The following is a 17735-nucleotide window of genomic DNA, read 5'->3' as shown; positions in this document are numbered from 1 at the left end:
CGAATCGTTGCCGTCCGGCGCCGTGTACATCGGATGTTCATCACCGTGGGGGAGGCTGACCCGTCCCCGACGGCGTCGTCACCAGGGGCGCTCACCCGCCCCCGCTCCCCCCTGATCGTCCTCCCGGAGAGTCCTCCCGCCATGATCCAGCTGCCTGCCGACCTGGCCGAAGTACTGAAGACCGTTCAGAAGAACGAGAACGGGAAGGACATCGCCTTCCCCGACGCCAACGAGGAACTCCTCGCCGAGCTCGCGGCCGCCTGGGACAAGTGGAACCAGATCGCCGACACCCACGTCCGGGCGATCACCGAGGCCGCGCAGCGGGCCATGGCCAGCATGTCCGGCCCCGCCGCCGACAGCTTCCAGCAGTACCTGCAGAAGTTCGCCGGCGGCGCGGACTCGCACGTCGCGACCACCCTGCAGTCCGGGGCGGCGATCGCCACCTCGCTGCACGGCGCGTCCGGTGCGGTGATCGACACCAAGAACGAGATGGTGCGTGAACTCCAGTACGCCAAGACGTACATGGAGCAGAACCCGGCCGGCAAGCACGACGACATCGCCAACTCCGAGGGCATCAAGCAGGCCGCCGCCGTCTACCACCAGTACGTGGGGCAGGTGGTCGGCGACGTCGACGGCAAGCTGCGCAAGAGCGCCGGCCACATCGCCGACATGACCGGCATCGCCAAGACCTGCGCCCTCAACGGCTCGGGCGGGGCCGGGGGTTCGGGCGGTGCGGGCGGCGGGGCCGGTGGCGGCGGCGCATTCAACATGACGGCCCGCGACCCCTCCCTGATGCCGGCCGGGCTGGGTGGCTCCGGCGGCGCTGGCGACATCCCCGGTGGGCCGCTCGGCGGTGCGTCCGGTGCGAGCCCGTTCTCGCTTCCGGACGCCCCTGGCGCGGGCGGCGGCCTGCCCGGCGGGGCGGGCGGCGGCGGGGCGGGGTCGCACGGCGGCGCGCCCGGGTTTGGCGGCGTGCCCGGGGTCGGTGGCATGCCCGGGGTCGGTGGCGTCGGTTCGGGTTCGGGTTCGGGCGGCGGCGGATCGGCGGGCGGGGGCGGCGGTTCGGGTGGCGGACCGGCGCTGGCGCCGTTCAAGCTGCCCACGCCGAACTCGCCCAACTTCGGTGGCGGAGACAGCGGTTCGGGCGGCGGCGGGCCGATGTTCAACCCGGTCGGCAGCACCGGCGCGGGCCCGCTGAACATCGCCGGACTCGGCGACCTCGGCACCCCGCCGGCGGCCGGTTCCACCAGCCACTACTCGCCGCTCGGCGGCAGCCCCGGCCCCGGCCTGAGCGGCGGCAGCCCCGGCGGCAGCCCGTTCGGCAACATCGGCAATATCGGCAACATGGTTGGCTACCCCGGGAGTTCGGGCAGCACCCCGCGCAGCGTCGGCCCGACCCCGTTCCGCAGCGGCGGCGGCAGCAACCCGTTCGGCAGCTCGGGCGGCTCGTCCGCACGCGGCGGAAGCGGCGGCTCGTCCGCACGCGGCGGGACGGGCGGGGCCGGCTCCGCGACCCGCGGCGGGACGGGCAGCGCGGGCGGCAGCGGCATCGGCGGCGGCGCGCGGGTGCCCCGGTCCGGGAGCGGCGTCGGACTCGGCGCGGCCGGCGGGGCGTCCGCCCGGGGCATGTCCGGCGCGTCCGGGGCGTCCGGGGCCTCCGGCGCGGCCGGGCGGGCCGGCAGCGGACTCGGCGCGGGCGGTGCGGCCGGTGCGGCCGGACGCGGAACCGCGACGGGCGGCGGCGCCATGGGCGGACACGGGCCCGGCACGGGCGGGGCCGGCCGGGGCGGGGGCAAGGGCGAGCAGAAGGGCGCCAACCGGTTCCTCAGCCCGACCCGCTTCGGCATGGACGGCGAGGAGGACGAGGAACTGCTGCACGACCGCGGCATCCTCGGCCAGGCCGGCGAGGTCGACCGTGACCGCAAGTCGCAGCGGGCACACCGCCGTTGGCTCGACGACGCCCGCTCCGACGGCACCTTCGCCACCCCCGAGCACGCCCCCGCCCCGCCCGTTCCCGCCGGCCCCGCCAGCGAGCAGGAAGCCATGAGCCGGCTGGCCGGCATCCTGCTCGGCACGGGCGGGGCGGCGGACGCCGGTGCCGCCGGGGACGGCGCGGACACGCCCGCTCCGGCGGCGGACCTGACGGCACGTCGGGAGGCCGGTGGCGGCGCGACGCCGGAGACCGCGAGCAGCGGCGCGGACGACGCGTACCTGGAGCGGGCACGCAGTGTGGCATCGCGCCGGGGCCACGGCGAGGCTCCGGAGACGGCTGCGTCCGCGCCCGCGGCGGCACCTGCGGCGGCCGCGTCCGGCAGCGCGGCTGCCGGTTCGGCGGGCGGGACGGGTGCGGGGGACAAGCCGCAGCGTGCTCCGCTGCGGGAGGAAGGCGGCTTCCAGGTGCCCAGCCCGTTCCTTCGCGCCGCGTTGTCCCGCCTGGCCACCGCGCCGGGCGCGGCCACCGCTCCCGCGGCGGACTGAGCTGCGGCCCGCCGTCGACCCGACTGACGAAGGAACACCATGAGCAACGACGAGCAGGCCTGGTACACCGCAGCCGAAGCCGAGGCCCCCGTCCGCTTCCGGGTGGGCACGGCGGTCACCGAGGGCGTGCCGGTGGAGCCGCAGCACCGGGGCACCCCGGTCGGGGAGACGGCGCGGATCGCCCCCGAGGCGTTCGACCGGGCCGAACCGGCAACGCCGGTCAGCCCGTTCGAGCGGGAGGTGGCGGCGACCCCGCTGCGGCCCTTCGAGCGGGCGGAGCAGGCGCGGATCGCCCCGGACACGTTCGATCGGGCCGAACCGGCAAGCCCCTTGCGGCCGTTCGAGCGGACGGAGGCGGCCACGCCGGTGCAGCCGTTCGAGCGGGCGGTCGAGGCTGATGCCCCGTTGCGGCCGTTCGAGCGCGGGACGGAGGCGACCGCTCCGCTGCGGCCGTTCGAGCGGGCGGAGCGGGCCACGCCGGTGGAGCCCTTCGAAGGGGCGGAGTCGTCCCCGCGGGTGACCGCCCGGGGACTCAGCAGGCCCGAATCGGCCGTCGCCGCACAGCCGTCGGAGCGGATGAAGGCCGGGACGCAGGACGAGCAGGCCACCGCGCCGACGGCCCGGCACCGGGCCGACGCCGGGACGCCGGACGAGCAGGCCACCGCGCCGACGGCTCGGCACCGGGCCGACGCCGTGCCCGGCAACCGGATCAGCGCCCGGCCCGCCACCACCGACCGGGCCGCGTCCGGGAAGGCCGGTAGCGGCTTCCAGGTCGACCCCGCGCAGTACCGGTCGGCGGTGTCGTCGATGCTCGGCGTCTCCGAACAGCTCGGCTCGCTGTACAGCTCGCTCAGTTCGTACCTGCCGTCGCTGGAGTCCCAGAACCCGTGGGGCAACGACGAGTCGGGCAAGCAGTTCGCCGAGGGCGAGAAGGGCTACCTGAAGTACAGCAAGGACACCCTGGACGTCATCAAGGGCCTGCCCGCCGCGCTCAAGGGCATCGCCGACGGCCTGAAGGCGATGGCGGAGGGCTACCAGAACGCCGACGAGGGCGTCATCTCCGAGCTGAACGGCCTCGACCCCGGCTCCGCGCCGATGCCCGCCTCGCCGCAGCTGACGGCCACGGCTCCCATGCGGATCATTCCGCGTACCACCCAGAGCGGAAGGCACTGACCAGATGGCTGTCGAACTCCCGGAGCCCCTTCAGTGGGTGCTCCTGCTGCTCGCGGGCTGCCGCTGGCCGGAAGCCGACGAGGACCAGCTCCGCGACATGGCCGACCACTGCCGCAAGGCCGCCGACGCCCTGAAGGACGCCGCGCAGGCCGGCGACGCCACCATCAAGCGCGCCCTCGAAGGCCAACAGGGCGTCGCCGCCGAGGCGTTGGGCAAGTACTGGGAGAAGTACTCGGTCGGCAAGGGCACCGAACAGGACCCCGGCTACCTGCCCGGCGCGATCAACGCGCTCAACGGCATGGGCGACATGCTGGAGCAGGTCGCCAACTCCGCCGAGACGGCGAAGATCCAGATCATCGCCCAACTGGGCATCCTGGCCTTCGAGATCGCGACCGCCGAGGCCGAAGCGCCGTTCACCGCCGGCGCGTCGATGCTCGAAGTGCCCGCGTTCATCGCGGCGAGCCGCGCCACCATCTCCGCCACCCTGAAGCTGCTGCTGAAGGAAATGCTCATCATGGCGGCCAAGCAGGCCGCCCAGATGGGCGCGATCAACCTGCTGGCCCAGGGCATCGAGCTCGCCGAGGGCCACCGCAAGAGCATCGACATGAAGGAAGTCGGGCAGAACGCGCTCGGCGGTGCGGTCGGCGGCGCGTCCGGACACCTGATCGGCAAGGGCATCGGCAAGGCCGGCGAGAAGCTCGGCGTCGAGGCCGCACTCAAGACCACCGGCGGCAAGATGGCCACCGGCGCGGCGGTCGGCGTCGGCGCGGACGTCTCCACCCAGCTGATCACCACCGGCAAGGTCGACGGCAACTCCCTGCTCGGCTCCGGCCTCTCCGGCGGCGCGGGCGCGGGCCTGCACGCCGGCGCGTCCAAGGTCAAGGGCCACCTCGCCGCGCCGAAGGCCGCGGAAGCGCCGAAGCTGCCGGGCGCGGGCGAGCACGGCGGCGCGGGCGGCACACCGACATTCAACAAGCCGGACAGCGCGGCGGCGGGGAGCGGCAGCGCGTACCACGGGCCGTCGGGGACCTCCGGGACCTCCGGGACCTCCGGCTCGTCCGGCACGTCGCACGCGACGGATACTGCGGGATCGTCGGGTTCGGGCGCGTCGCGCGGCATGGATTCCGGTGCGGGCGCGGGTGAGTCGAAGGTCGGCGGGCTGAGCCCGTTCGGCGCGGGACGCGGCAGCGACGCGCCGTCCGCCGGTCACAGTGCCGCGCCGGCGTCGAGCCACCAGCCCACCCCCGCGCCGGCACCGCACGAGCAGGCGGCGGCGCACGTCCAGGACACCATGGCCGCCCGCACCGAGACGCGAGCCGCCGCGCCGGCGCCCACGCCTGCGCACGAGTCGGTGCCGCGTCAGGAGACGGCTGCGCCACACAGCGAGTCGGTGCCGCGTCAGGAGTCGGTCGCGCCTGTGCGCGAGCAGGTGACGCCGCGCAGTGAGTCCCTCGCGCCGACGCGCGAGACGGTGGTCTCGCATGCTGCGCCGCAGGTGCATGAGTCCGTCCCGCGTCAGGAGACGGTCGCGCCTGTGCATGAGCAGGTGACGCCGCGCAGTGAGTCCGTCGCGCCGACGCAGGAGAGGGTGGCTGCGCCTGTCGCGTCGCAGGTGCACGAGTCCGTCCCGCGTCAGGAGACGGTCGCGCCCGTGCATGAGCAGGTGACGCCGCGTTCGGAGCAACTGCCGCCCGCGCCGCCGCCGTCGCACGAAACGGTGACCTCTCCCGTCACGACGCAGGTGCACGAGTCCGTTCCGGTGTCGCACGGCCCGGTGCAGGCGCAGCCGCACGAGTCCGTCCCGGTGTCGCACGAGCCCGTGCAGGCGCAGGTGTACGAGTCGGCCCCGCGCCAGGAGAGCGTCGCGCCCTCGCACGAGACGGTGACCGCGCCCGTCACGCCGCAGCCGCACGAGTCCGTTCCGGTGTCGCACGAGCCCGTGCAGGCGCAGGTGCACGAGGCGGTGCCGCGCCATGAGAGCGTCGCGCCGCAGGTGCACGAGTCGGCCCCGCGCCAGGAGAGCGTCGCGCCGCAGGCACACGAGGCGGTGCCGCGTCAGGAGGCCGTCAACCCGGTTGCTGCGCATGACACTTCGGCACCGGCAGGCGCGTCGTCCGCGGTGCCCAATCTCTCGGGTGTGCTCGGCGGTGCCGGACATCTGGCCGGTGGGACCAACCTCGACGGGGGGACGCGGCTCTCGGCCGGGCCCGCTCCGGCGCGGACGGTCGGGGCGGAGCAGGTGCCCGGGCAGGTCGTTCCGGACGGACTGGGCGACGTCCCGCCGGCCGCGAACACCACGCAGGGTGCGCCGATGGCGGGCGGGTTCACACCAGGCCCGGTCGGCGGGGCCGGTGGGCACGGTGGGGCCGGGGCTCCGTCCCACGCCACGCCGTCCACGACCGTTCCGCGTCAGGGCGGGGCCAACCCCGTCACCGCCCCGCACACGGCCGCCCCGGCCGGTGGCACGATCCGCCCGGGTGCGGGCCGTCCCGCCGAGTCGACGACCCGTCCGGTCTCGGAGCAGGCCCACGACCAGCTGCTGGACCGTCAGCGGCAGGAACGTCAGAGCGGGCTCGACCGGCTCGGCCGGGCGACGAACGTCCGGGACGCCGTCGATCAGCTCGGCGGTACCCGGCGGAACGTCCAGCGGGTCCGTCCGGCCGACGCGGACCGGCTGCGGCAGGACATGCGGGGCATGACGCCGGAGCAGCGGAGCCAGGAGCTCGCCAACCTGAAGCCGGAGAACCGGCGTTGGCTGGCGCGCGACCCGGAGTTCGTGGACGCGCTGAAGTCGTCGCTGCCGCCGAAGGACTTCGCCAAGGTCGCCTCCGAGCTGATCGTGCACGTGGACCCGCGCGCCGAACAGGCCGCGTCGGCACGCCTGGAGGCCCAGGAGCAGGTCGCCCGGATGCTCCAGAACCCGGACGCGGCCGCTCAGTTGATGAAGAGCGGCGCGGACGTGGTGGTCGTCCCGAAGGACGTCCGGATGCCCGACGTCCCCGAGCTGCACGAGCTGCGCGGCCGGACGAACGACACCGAGGCGGGCGGCGGTCGCGGCTACGACGACATGCGCGGCTCGGGCGGCAAGCACTCCGCCGTCACCGAGGAGAACCTGCTCGGCGAGCACACCCCGATCGGCTCCGGCGGGCACTACGCGGACGGATACTCCACCACCACGCACGAGTTCAGCCACACCCTGCACGAGCACGGCCTGACCGGCGACGACAAGAAGCTGATCACGGACGTCTTCAACCAGAAGACGCAGGACTCCAAGGACCCCGCGAAGAGCGTTCAGTGGCCGGACGGCAAGAAGTCCGGGAACTACTCGTCGCAGGACGAGCGGGAGTACTTCGCCCAGGCCACCAACGCCTACCTGGGCACGAACAACGGCCACGACCCGTACACCGGCGAGCCCCGCAACAACGGCAAGGAGTGGGTGGAGAACAACGAGCCCGCCCTGTACCCGCTGCTGGAGAAGCTCTACGGCCCGGACCCGTCCGCCGTCCACGACCGCCCCGCGAACCCGGTGCACGAGACCACCGCGCAGAACGCCGCGTACGACGGCTTCCGCGAGTTCATGGGGCACGTGGACGGCACCACCCCCACCGGCGAGCACGCCCCGCCGGTGACCGAGCACCAGCCCCCGGCCACCGAGCACCAGCCACCCGCCACCGAGCACCAGCCGCCGGCGTCCGAGCACCGGACGCCGGCCGACCAGCTCCCGCCCCCGCCGCCGAGTGCGCCCGCCGGAAGCGGGAGTGGCGGTGCACGGCAGACGCAGGCCGCGCCGGACGGCGACTACAGCCACAAGATCGACGGCGGGCGGACCTTCGACACGATCGACACGTTCCTCGGGAACTCGGCGGAGTTCCAGCAGGTCCGCCGCGACCTGGAACGCTACAAGCGGGACGATCTGAAGCCGGCCGACACCGAGGCGCTGCTGAGCCAGGCCAGGAACGAGAAGCGCCTGCACGCCGACGTGCTGACGCGCAATGCGGACCGGCTGTCCGACTCGGTCGCCCGGGCGGAGCAGCAGCTGGCGGACCTGCGTACGGAGGAGCGCACCGGCAACCCCGGGCCGGCGCGGGTCGAAGAGATCAAGAACGAGCGCGCCAGGTACGAGAACCTGCGGGACGGCGCCCAGGCGCAGCACGACCGGCTGGCGATCTTCGAGCACGAGTTCCGGAAGGACGAGGCGAACGGCGCCGAGGCCCGGCTGAGGGCCCGGCAGGAGGCGGAGACCCGGGTCCTGCCGAAGACCATCGAACGGATCGAGGCCGCGCAGGCCCATGCCGCGGACCTGCTGGCGAAGGCCGAGGCGGCCAAGGCGGCGACCGGCACAGGCCCCCACGAGGTGTACGACAGCCGGATCAAGGACCTGAAGAGTCAGCAGAAGCGGCTGACGGACGACCTCGACACGCGTCGGCAGGCCCTCGCGGACGCGCAGGCCGCCGTGCTGAAGGACGCCCCGCAGTCGGCCGGCGCACCTCGCACGGGCGGGGTGCCGACGCCGACCACGCCCGAGCAGTGGAAGAAGCTGGAGGACAGCTACCGCGCGGCGTTCGAGCACTCCGGCAGCCAGCAGATCGACGGGCAGCCGCACGCCGAGAAGGCCGTGCTGGAGGCGAAGGGCGAGAAGGGGGCCAACCTCGAAGAGGTGAACCTCAACCGCAATCACGTGATCGCCGACTACATGGTGCACAAGTACGTGACGGCGGCGGTGTTCAAGGCCCGCTCGATGGACGAGGGCGGCCACCGGTCGGCCTCGGACGCCTTCGGCGACTTCGTCGGCGCGATGTCCCCGGACCGGCACCGGGTGCTGGACGTGCTCGGGAAGAACGCCGCGTCGAGGCTGGAGGGCGGCAGTGCCGGGGAAGCGGTGCTGGTGCGCCGCGACCTGGCCGCGACGCCCGCCACCGTCGACCTGCGGACGACGTACGGCAACGACCGGCTCGTGGACGCGCTCGACACGCGCCCGATCGGCGACCGGAAGAGCGCCGACTCGGCCGCCGAGCAGTTGCGGCACGAGCTCGCCCGGTCGGGCTTGGCCGAGGTCGCCCGCCCGCAGCTGGAGGAACTGGGCGCCGCCGTGGCCAAGGTGCACCCGGACCGGCCGACCGGCGAGCAGCTCACCGCCGTGCACGACGCGGTGCGCGGGCTGGAACAGCGGGTCAGGGACCGTGCGGTCGACGACCTGGCGCTGGTCAACGGCATCACCGGGCCGCAGAAGATCGACGACGTGGCGGGCGTGCTGCGCGCCGCCGCCGACCGGACCGGCGGACCGCGCACCGCCGACGAACACCTGTGGCTGGCCGACCGGTTGGACGACCTGGTGGGCCACGTCGAGCGGGCCGGCAAGGACCCCGACGGGCTGCGCGGCCTGGCGGGCGACCTGCGCGCCGTCGGGGTGAACCTGCGGGACGGCGCGGACCACCCGTCCGATGCCCCGAAGTCGGTGGAGCCGGACCAGTACGGCAAGGTGGCCGACCAGTTGGGGACCGACCGTGGCGCGGTGCGGGCGCAGGAGGTCCAGCAGCGGCTGTCCGAACTGGGCGACCCGTCCGGGGCCAAGTCGCAGGCGGTCTCCCGGACGAAGGCGGTGCAGAACGCGGAGGTGAAGGCGGCGGCCGACAGTCTGAATGCCCGGACCAAGGCCACGGCGGCCGCGAAGGCCTCCGCGGACGCCGACACCGCCCACGCCACGGCCGAGGCGAAGGCCGAGGACTCGGCGAAGGCCGCCGCGGCAGCGACCGACCCGGCCACGAAGGCGGCGGCGGACAAGACGGCGGGCGACGACGCCGCGGCGGAGAAGAAGGCCAAGGCGGAGGCGGACGGCAAGCGGGCGGACTGGCGGAAGGCGCACGCGGAGGCGACCGCCGCCGAGAAGAAGGAGGCCGGTGCCAAGGCGGTGCGCCAGCGGGTGGAGCAGGTGTACCGCGACGAACTGCCGCCCTCGGCGAAGGCCGCGGCGAAGAAGACCGCGCAGCAACGGGCCTGGGTGGCCGGCGATGTGGAGCAGGTCGACCGCCAGTACGGTGGCGTGTACGCGCGCGCCGGGGAGGGCGGGAACCACCCGGCCGCGATCTTCGACCGGGCGCTGACCGCGAACGTCGAGGACGTGCCGGGGATGATCAAGGAGATCACCGACCGGCTGTCCAACAGCTCCTCCAACCTGCGCTTCGGCGACGAGCTGGCCAACCAGTGGATCCAGAACTTCCTGGACCCGCACGTCATCCGTGACCCCGATGTGCTGACCGCGGTCGCCCACGGCGAGTTGACGCCCGAGGCGCTGTACGCCCCGCACACCGCCGACCTACTGCAGGCGGTGCGCGGCCTGGAGGCGAAGGGGCTGGTGCCGCCCGAGCTGCGCGACATCATGGCCCCGAAGACCCAGGAAGACCTGGCGCAGGTGGTGAACCGCAAGGACGCCAGCCCGAGTTCCAGGATCATCGCCGACGACCTCGGCGTGCCGACCGCGCACACCGGCAGCCTGCCGGTGTCCTCGTCCGGCGACTTCCTGGCCCGGGCGGACGACACCGCGCTGACGGCCGACCAGCTGAAGGGGCTCCACGCGGAAGCCCTCTACCAGCCCGACCGGGTCCGCCCGCCCGTCGCCGACCAGGACGTCGTGATGACCGACGCCAGTCAGCACGACGCGCAGCGGCCGACGGCCCACACCCCGGACGGGGACGTGTCGATGGCCGACGGGACCGCCGACACCGCGTTGCCGAACCGGAAGCGCCAACGGGACGAGGACTCCGACAGCGACTCCGACCGCGAGGCCACCCGCCGCCGGTTGGACGGCCTCGCGCTGGGCGGGTCGACCCCGCCCCCGCCGCCCCCGCCGCCCACGGCGACCGGGCACGGTGGAGCCACCACCGGCACCCGCGGCTTCGGCAGCCCGTACGCGCCGCCGCCCCCGCCGCCGTCCACGGGCGTGCACGACGGTGCGGCAGGCACCGCCCACCACGAGACACCGCCGCCCGCGCCGCCCGCCGCCCCGTCGGCCGAGCAGGTTGCCGAGCGGTCGGCCGCCCGGTTCATCTCGGACCGGTTGCTGCCGGACAAGGCGATCGACATGATCACCGAGCCCACCGACCACCGCCGCATCCTGGGGGACCCGAAGCCGGCCGACGTCGACGCACTGCGGGCGCAGTTCGCGGACCTGAACCTGCGCGAGCACGCCACCGACCGGGACGTCGAGCCGATGGACATCGAGTCCCCGCCGGCCGAGCAGCCCCGCAGCGACCGCAAGCGTCGACGGGACGAGGACGAGGAGGTGACGCTGCGCCGGGAGGACGCGCCGGAGGGCCCGGAGGCCAAGCGGCAGCGCACCCCCGCGTACGAGAACACCTCCGCCGTGATGCACGACCGTGGCTACCAAGCGGTCGGCCCGCAGCACGAGTTGACCGGTCAGCTGGTCAACTACCTCGGCGGCGGTGCAAGGTTGCACCCGCCGATGAGCAACGGCCTTCTGGCGCACGTCAATCCGCACCACACCGCGGTGCGGCCGCCCGAGGGATTCCTGCCCGGCCGCGACCTGAACGCCTGCCTGGAGAACGTCGAGGCCTACCGCGACACGCACTTCGGACGACCCCGGGTCTCCGGGCAGACCCTGCACGGGACGGTCGAGCCGATCCCCGGCGACGTGCTGTGGAAGCGGCACGACGGGCCCGCCCTGTTCGGCGAAGGGGCGGACGCCATCGCGAAGTTGGAGAAGCAGGTGGCGGCCGGCGGCAAGGGCAGCTTCGCCACCGTGCTGGGCGCCGGGCCGACCGGCGCGGGGCACGCCGTCGCGCTGGTCCACGACATGGACGGCACCCTGCGCTGGGCCGACCTGACCTCGCGCACCGTGGTCGGTGCGAACGGCGAGACGCCGTCCGGCTTCAAGCCCGACTGGAAGGTGTGGGCGTCCGTCGCCGGACCGCACGAGAACAACCTCTCCGGCGCGGCCGACCCGCAGTTCATGGAGCGCTACAGCACGTTCAGGAACGTCGAGCAGCCGCACGACACCGCCGAGCCGATGGACATCGACAACGGCTCCGACGGCCACCGCGACGGGTCGCCCGCCCGGACGGAGGTGGCCGAGGTGCAGGACGGCCACCGGGGCGCTGCGCCGAAGGGCGACGCGCCGAAGGAGGACACGCCGCAGCCGGTGAGCCCGACCCCGCCGCCCGCGAGCGGTGCCACCGCCGCGCCCGCGCCGGCCGGACCCGCCACCCACCCGGTGACGGGACCGACCCGGCCCCGATCGGCGTCCGCCCCGGCCGAGTTGGGGCCGCGCACGACGGACGCGCCGGTCCGCGCCGTGACCGTCACCGAGCAGGGGCCGCGCACCGTCACGGAGCACGCGCCGCGCACCCCCGGCACCGAGGCGGCTGCGCCGAAGCCCGAGCGGGCGCAGGTGGCGGAGTTCCCGCCGCCCGGGGCGCGGGTGCCCGTGGCCGGGGACGGCTACTGCCTGCTGCGGGCGGTCGAGGTCGGCGTGCCCGGGCTGGGTGGCCCGGAGCGGTTGCAGGCCGAGGTCGGGAGGCACTTCGAGCAGCTCGGCCTGGAGCACTGGCCGACCGAGGTGGTGGCCAACTACCGCAACAACCAGCTCCTTCGCGAGGACCTGCCGCCGGGCGACCTGCTGGCCTACCTGCCCGCCGAGGACCAGTCGGCGTTCCGGGGGCTGCCCATCGACGAGCTGCGCGACACCATCGGTCGGCACCTCAACGACAATCCGCCGCCGCCGTCGGCCCAGGAACGGCGCGTCCTGCTCCGGACCGTCCAGGAGTGGAACACCAACTGGCAGTCGAGCGGGGGAGAGATGCTCCCGGCGGCGACCGCCCACGCGCTCGGCCTCCGGATGCGGGTGGTCGACCACGACGGCGTCACCCAGGCCGTCTTCGGGCCTGCGGACGGGCGTCCGGTGACGGTCTACCGGGCCCAGGACCACTACGACGGAAGCGAACTGCCGCCGCAGACACCGGTGACCGAGCACGCCCCGACCGTCGAGCCCACCCCCGAGGTCGAGCCCACCCCCGAGGTCGAGCCCACCCCCGAGGTCGAGCCCACCCCCGAGGTCGAGCCCACCCCCGAGGTCGAGCCCACCCCCGAGGTCGAGCCCACCCCCGAGGTCGAGCCCGCCCCGGCGGCCGACCACACCCCGGTCACCCCGCACGCGGACGAGACACCCGCGCCCGCCCCGACGCCGGAGTCGACGCCGGAGCCGACTCCCGAGCCGACGCCGGAGACCGTGGTTCCGAAGCCGATCGCAGGCACCGACCTGGTGGTCGGGCTGACCGGGAACGAGAAGGCCGTCCGCGACAAGGTGATCGACGCCATCGCGCAGGCCGTCCCGGGCGACCGGGCGGCGGCCAAGGCGTTCGCGGACGCGCACTTCGGGCCGGCGACGCTGCGCCCGATGATGGGTGCGCTGTCGCGGGGCGAGGTGTGGACGGCGCCGTTCGACGGCAACGGCTGGAGCGGCAGCGTCAAGCTGAGCGGAAAGGTCACGGGGTCGACGCACCTGCGCACCGAGAAGATCGAGTTCGAGAACGGCGCCGACCGGACGGTCGCGACCGGTACCAACCGTGACGCGCAGTGGGAGTTCAACGCCGGTGTCCAGGCCCGGCAGGGGCGCGGGATCGGCGAGCCCTCGGAGCTGGTCGCGTACTACCACGCGCGCGGCCACGGCGAGGTCAACCTCGACCTGGGCGGCATGGTGGCCCGGTCGAAGACCAGCGGACCCGCCGAGGTCTTCCACTCGACGATGCGGCTGGAGCTCGACTTCGGCGACCTGCGCCACCACGGCGAGCCGGTGCGCGCCGCGTCCGGCGAACGCACCGACACGGTGGACCTCGACCTGACCGTCGCTGTCCCGGAACGCGCCGACGCCGCCTCGCCCGGCGAGCCGCGGGTGCCCCCGCAGCGGCTGCTGGACGGTCGGGTCGGCGGGCAGGAGATCGTTCTCGACCTCGCGCCGCGCGCCACGTCCGGGAACCGCCCGCCGGTGGAGGCGCTGCTCGACCACGCGGACGCGGCGGGCCGACGGGAGTTCGGCGGTGACTGGCCCGCGCTGCGCGAAAAGGTCCTCGCCGAGGTCGACTTCGGCCGGCTCCAGCGGGACCTGAAGAGCATGACGGCCGGCGAGCCGGTCTCCGTCACGCTCACCGACCGGCGCGGCAAGTCTCTCGGCACGGTCGAAATCACCGCGCGGGTGGGGGAGTTGAAGCAGTCCGGCACCACCAAGGAGACCGAGTTCAACATCGGCACCACCGTGCAGCAGGTGCGCAGCAGCTCCTCGACCCGGGGCAACGCGGGCCAGCTCGGATTCTCGGCCGCCGTGAAGCCGGGCAAGGGCCTGATCGGCGGCGGCGTGGCCGGGCGGCTCGGCACCGACCGGGTGGAGATCAGCGGTGAGGCCCGGACCTCGCAGCTGACCAGCAAGTCGAAGGTGCCCGGCGTGATGTACGACGGCACCGTCCACTTCGACCTGTCGTTCAACGGCAAGTCCGTCGCGCCCGGGGCGAGTTCGGCGGACGTTCGACTGCTGGTCGACCGCGCCGACACCACCCCGGAGCCCGCCACGAACGAGCACGTCACGGCCGAGCACGTCACGGCCGATCCCGCCACGACCGAGCCCACGACGACCGAGCACGCCACGACGGCGCGCGAGGTGGCGGGCCCGCCGGACAGTGTGTGGCGCGGCGGGGACGACCGGGGCGGCCTGGGCGAGACCGTGGTCGTCCGCGACCTGGAGAGCACGCGGGCGCTGCGTGAGGCCGTGGACGCCCAGGGCCGGGCGCGGTTCGGCGCGGACTGGGATGCCGTCCGCGACCAGGTGATGCAGGGCTTCAGCCAGCCGAACCTGGCCGCCAGGCTGACCGGGATGACGCGCGGCGAGGCGCTGGAGGTGAAGATCCCCGGCAAGGAGGGGCTGGTCGTCAGGGCCGTCGCCCGGGTCGAGGGGATGACCTACCGGCGGGAGGACGGCAAGGCCGAACTCAACACCGTCAACGAGACCGGCGCGTTCAGCGTGAACCGCCGGCTCGGCGCGCGCACCACCATGGAGCAGGGGCAGGCCGGCGGCACCGTCACCAAGGGCACGCCCGGCGTGGAGCTGGGCGCCGCCGGATCCGGCCAACAGCGGCGGCGGGTCGGCGGCCAGGGCCGGCAGGCCGACCGGGTGTACGCCAGCGGCAAGTACAGTGCGCCGCAGGTGATCTACGGCGCCGAGCTGATGGTGGACGTGCACGTCGGCCGTCCCGGCAAGGGCGCGGGCGAGGTGGGCGGCAGCGGCCGTCCGGACGTGTCGGTGTCGGTGCCGGTCCGCGCCGAGGTGGGCATGGACGCCCGGGAGACCGTCAAGGTCCAGGTGCCGCACACCGAGGGCGGTGCCGTCGCCTTCCAACGGCCCGAGAGCGGTGCGGCGGCGTCCAACCCGCCGGCCGCGCCGGTCGCGAAGGCCGAAGCCCCGCACGCAGCCCCGCACACGGCGCCGCCGCGGATGGCGGACCGGCACGAGCTGAACGCCTCCTACGTGGTGCACACCCTGAGCGGCGCGGACCAGGTGCGCGCGCTGGTGGAGGACGCGGTGCGGACCAAGCACGGCGAGCCCTCGGAGGAGGTCAGGCAGCGGATCGGCGCGAGCTTCGACCGGGTCGCGCTCAAGGCCCAGCTGTCGCAGCTCACCCGTGGCGGGCGGATCACCGAGACGGTGCACGGCGCGACCTGGTCGGCCGAGGTCACCGTCACGGCCCGGCTGGGGGAGGCCGAGTACCACTCCCGGGCCGAGAAGTACGAGTTCGAGTCCGGCACCCGCAGCTCCAGCGGCCAGGGCAACCTGCGCGACGGCCGCGACCGGCTGAACGGCGGCGGCCAGGTCAAGGTCAAGACCGAGGTGGTCGACGTCACCGGCGGCTACACGTACCGGACGGACCGCAGCTACGGGCAGGCCACCGAGACCGTCGGCTCGGCCTCCAACCGCGGCAAGCACGTCGAGCCGGCGGTGTTCTTCGACGTCCGCGCGCCGTACGAGGTCACCGTCGCCTTCAAGCGGCTGGGCGTGCCCGACGGGGTCGTCACCGGCCACGCGGAGACGGTCGCCCGGGTGGCCGTCCCGCAGCGCGACGCCGTGCCGACGACCCCGCCGGCCGAGCAGGTCGCACGCGTCACGGAGAAGCTGCCGAAGGGCTTTGCGGACGGACGACGCCTGGACTCCTCGGCGATCGTCACCGACGTCCACGCCCTGCCCGGGACGACCGGCGGCGGCCTGCGGCGGACGCTCGGCGAGTCGATCGTGTCCCAGGTGGAGGCGGGCTGGAAGCCCGGCGGGCTGCGGGCGCTGCGCCGGAAGGAGGCCGGGCAGCCGGAGCTGGAACGCAACCCGTTCGGCAGCGACTGGCCGGAGCTGCGCCGCAAGCTGGACGCCGAGCTCACCCCGGACCGGCTGCAGTCCCGGCTGAAGGCGATGACGGCCGGGGACGAGATCGTCGTCCGGCACGGGCGGACCACCGTCCGCGTAGGCGCCCAACTCCGCGACCGGATGGTGCACTTGGGCGACTCGGGCACCACCGAGTTCAACGCCGGCACCGATGTGCAGCGCAGCTTCGCCCACACCGGCGGCACCGGCACCGCCCACCAGGGCACGGTCGGGCTGGCGACCGCCGTCCCCGTGCCGGCCGCGCCGAACGTGTCGGTGACGGCCGGTGTGACCGGCACCGGCGGCGCGGGCCACGACCGGACGGACACCCGGACCGGCAGCACCGCGGCCGGGTCCGCCACCAAGGCCAAGGTGCCCGGCAGCGCCTACGCGGGCGAGGCGGAGCTGCAGTTCACGATCAGCCGGCGGCCGTGGTTCGGCGAGAACGTGTACCGGCGGCGCACGGCGACCGTCGGCTTCGAGGCGCTGGTCGAGACCGGCGAGACCGTGCCGGTCTCCGCGGCCTCCGACGGCACGGTCACCGTCCGCCCGCCCGAGCCGGTCACCGTCCAGGTGCCGCCGGAGCGGGTCTGGGAGAGCGGCCTGCGCGACACCGACGTGCTGCGCTGGCTCGGCGACGTCGGCGGCGTCCAGGACCTGGTGCGGCTGCGCGGCCCCGAGTACTTCGGGCGCTCCACCTGGAAGGAGATGGAACCCGTCGTCGGGGCCGTCACCTCGCACAGCCACCTCTCGGCGATGTTCGGCACCGCGAGCCAGGGCATGGGCGTGTCGGCGACGCTCCCGTCCAACCGGGTGACGCTCGGCGGCGGCAAGGGCGTCGAGGTCGGCGTGAAGGTCGTCTCGCTCGAGCACCGGGCGGTCGACGACAAGGTCGAGCTCAGTCCCGCCAACGCCGTGGCCTCCGGCACCGCGCGGTCCGATCTCTCGGCGAAGAACGCCGGTGTCCAGGCACAGTTGGGCGCGAAGATCACCGGGGACGTCACCAACAGCCCGGCGGTCGTCGGCGGGGCGCAGCGCCTGTGGCGCGAGGGCGGCGGGCACGCCGACTCCGGGCAGGTGATCTCCAACGGCAAGTTCGCCGCCCCGATGGCGCGCTACGCCGGGCATGCCGAGGTCGAGGTGACGCTCTTCGACGGGGACCGGAAGCCCGTCAAGGAGAAGGGAGTCGTCCCCTTCACCGTGGACATCCCGCTGTCCGAGACCACCGGCCGGGACGTCGCGGGCGACCACTACCTCGCGTTCACCGGGGACCGGCGGGACGGGGAGCTCCGGGTCACCGACGGGGCCTGGCGGCTGGACGAGGTCCGGCGGCTGGTCGCGCCCGACGCGACCGTGGAGCATGGCCAGTTGATGGGCACCGTCCGGCTCGGACGGGCGCTCTACCAGGGCGAGTTCACCGCGAGCACCGAGGCCGGCGCCGCGCACGTCCGAGCCACCCACCGCCTGGTCGCCCTGGGCGGCGGCACCTCGGACGGCACGGCCGCGCTGCTCGGTGAACTCCTCGACGCACCGGGCGCCGAGCCGTTGAACGCGGACCGGGTCCGCCAGGTGGTCGGCTGGATCGAGACGGCCCCGGGGCCGGTCACGCGGGAGGACCTGATCGCCGCGAAGGAGGCCTGGAAGGCCTGACCTGCGGTGGTGCATCATCCGACGA

The 17735-nt window shown here is 74.4% G+C and carries 3 protein-coding genes; all 3 read left to right on the top strand.

The window, feature by feature from the left end; translation table 11 throughout:
- The first annotated feature begins 141 nt into the window (after window positions 1-141).
- From AMK19_RS08495 to AMK19_RS08485, 3 genes are read left to right on the top strand one after another with little or no spacing between them, the layout of a single operon-like run.
- Window positions 142-2478, top strand: a complete 2337-nt coding sequence (locus AMK19_RS08495) for a WXG100-like domain-containing protein (RefSeq protein ID WP_073809436.1) — start codon at window positions 142-144, stop codon at window positions 2476-2478.
- A gap of 39 nt (window positions 2479-2517) precedes the next feature.
- Window positions 2518-3651, top strand: coding sequence for a hypothetical protein (locus tag AMK19_RS08490; RefSeq protein WP_073809433.1), 1134 nt, complete (start codon window positions 2518-2520; stop codon window positions 3649-3651).
- 4 nt (window positions 3652-3655) lie between these two features.
- Window positions 3656-17710 carry a WXG100-like domain-containing protein gene (locus tag AMK19_RS08485; RefSeq protein ID WP_073809431.1) on the top strand — a complete coding sequence of 4685 codons (14055 nt, stop codon included), beginning with the start codon at window positions 3656-3658 and terminating at the stop codon, window positions 17708-17710.
- The last annotated feature ends 25 nt before the right edge of the window (window positions 17711-17735 follow it).

This window comes from Kitasatospora sp. CB01950 (assembly GCF_001905465.1).
In the GTDB taxonomy this organism is placed as follows: Bacteria; Actinomycetota; Actinomycetes; order Streptomycetales; family Streptomycetaceae; genus Kitasatospora.
The sequence above is the reverse complement of the archived record's forward strand: the minus strand, read 5'-3'. Positions and strand labels throughout refer to the sequence as shown.

Excerpts from the sequence above, each read along its gene's own strand:
- AMK19_RS08485 (WP_073809431.1), top strand. The coding sequence starts at position 3,656 with ATGGCTGTCGAACTCCCGGAGCCCCTTCAGTGGGTGCTCCTGCTGCTC.
- AMK19_RS08490 (WP_073809433.1), top strand. The coding sequence starts at position 2,518 with ATGAGCAACGACGAGCAGGCCTGGTACACCGCAGCCGAAGCCGAGGCC.
- AMK19_RS08495 (WP_073809436.1), top strand. The coding sequence starts at position 142 with ATGATCCAGCTGCCTGCCGACCTGGCCGAAGTACTGAAGACCGTTCAG.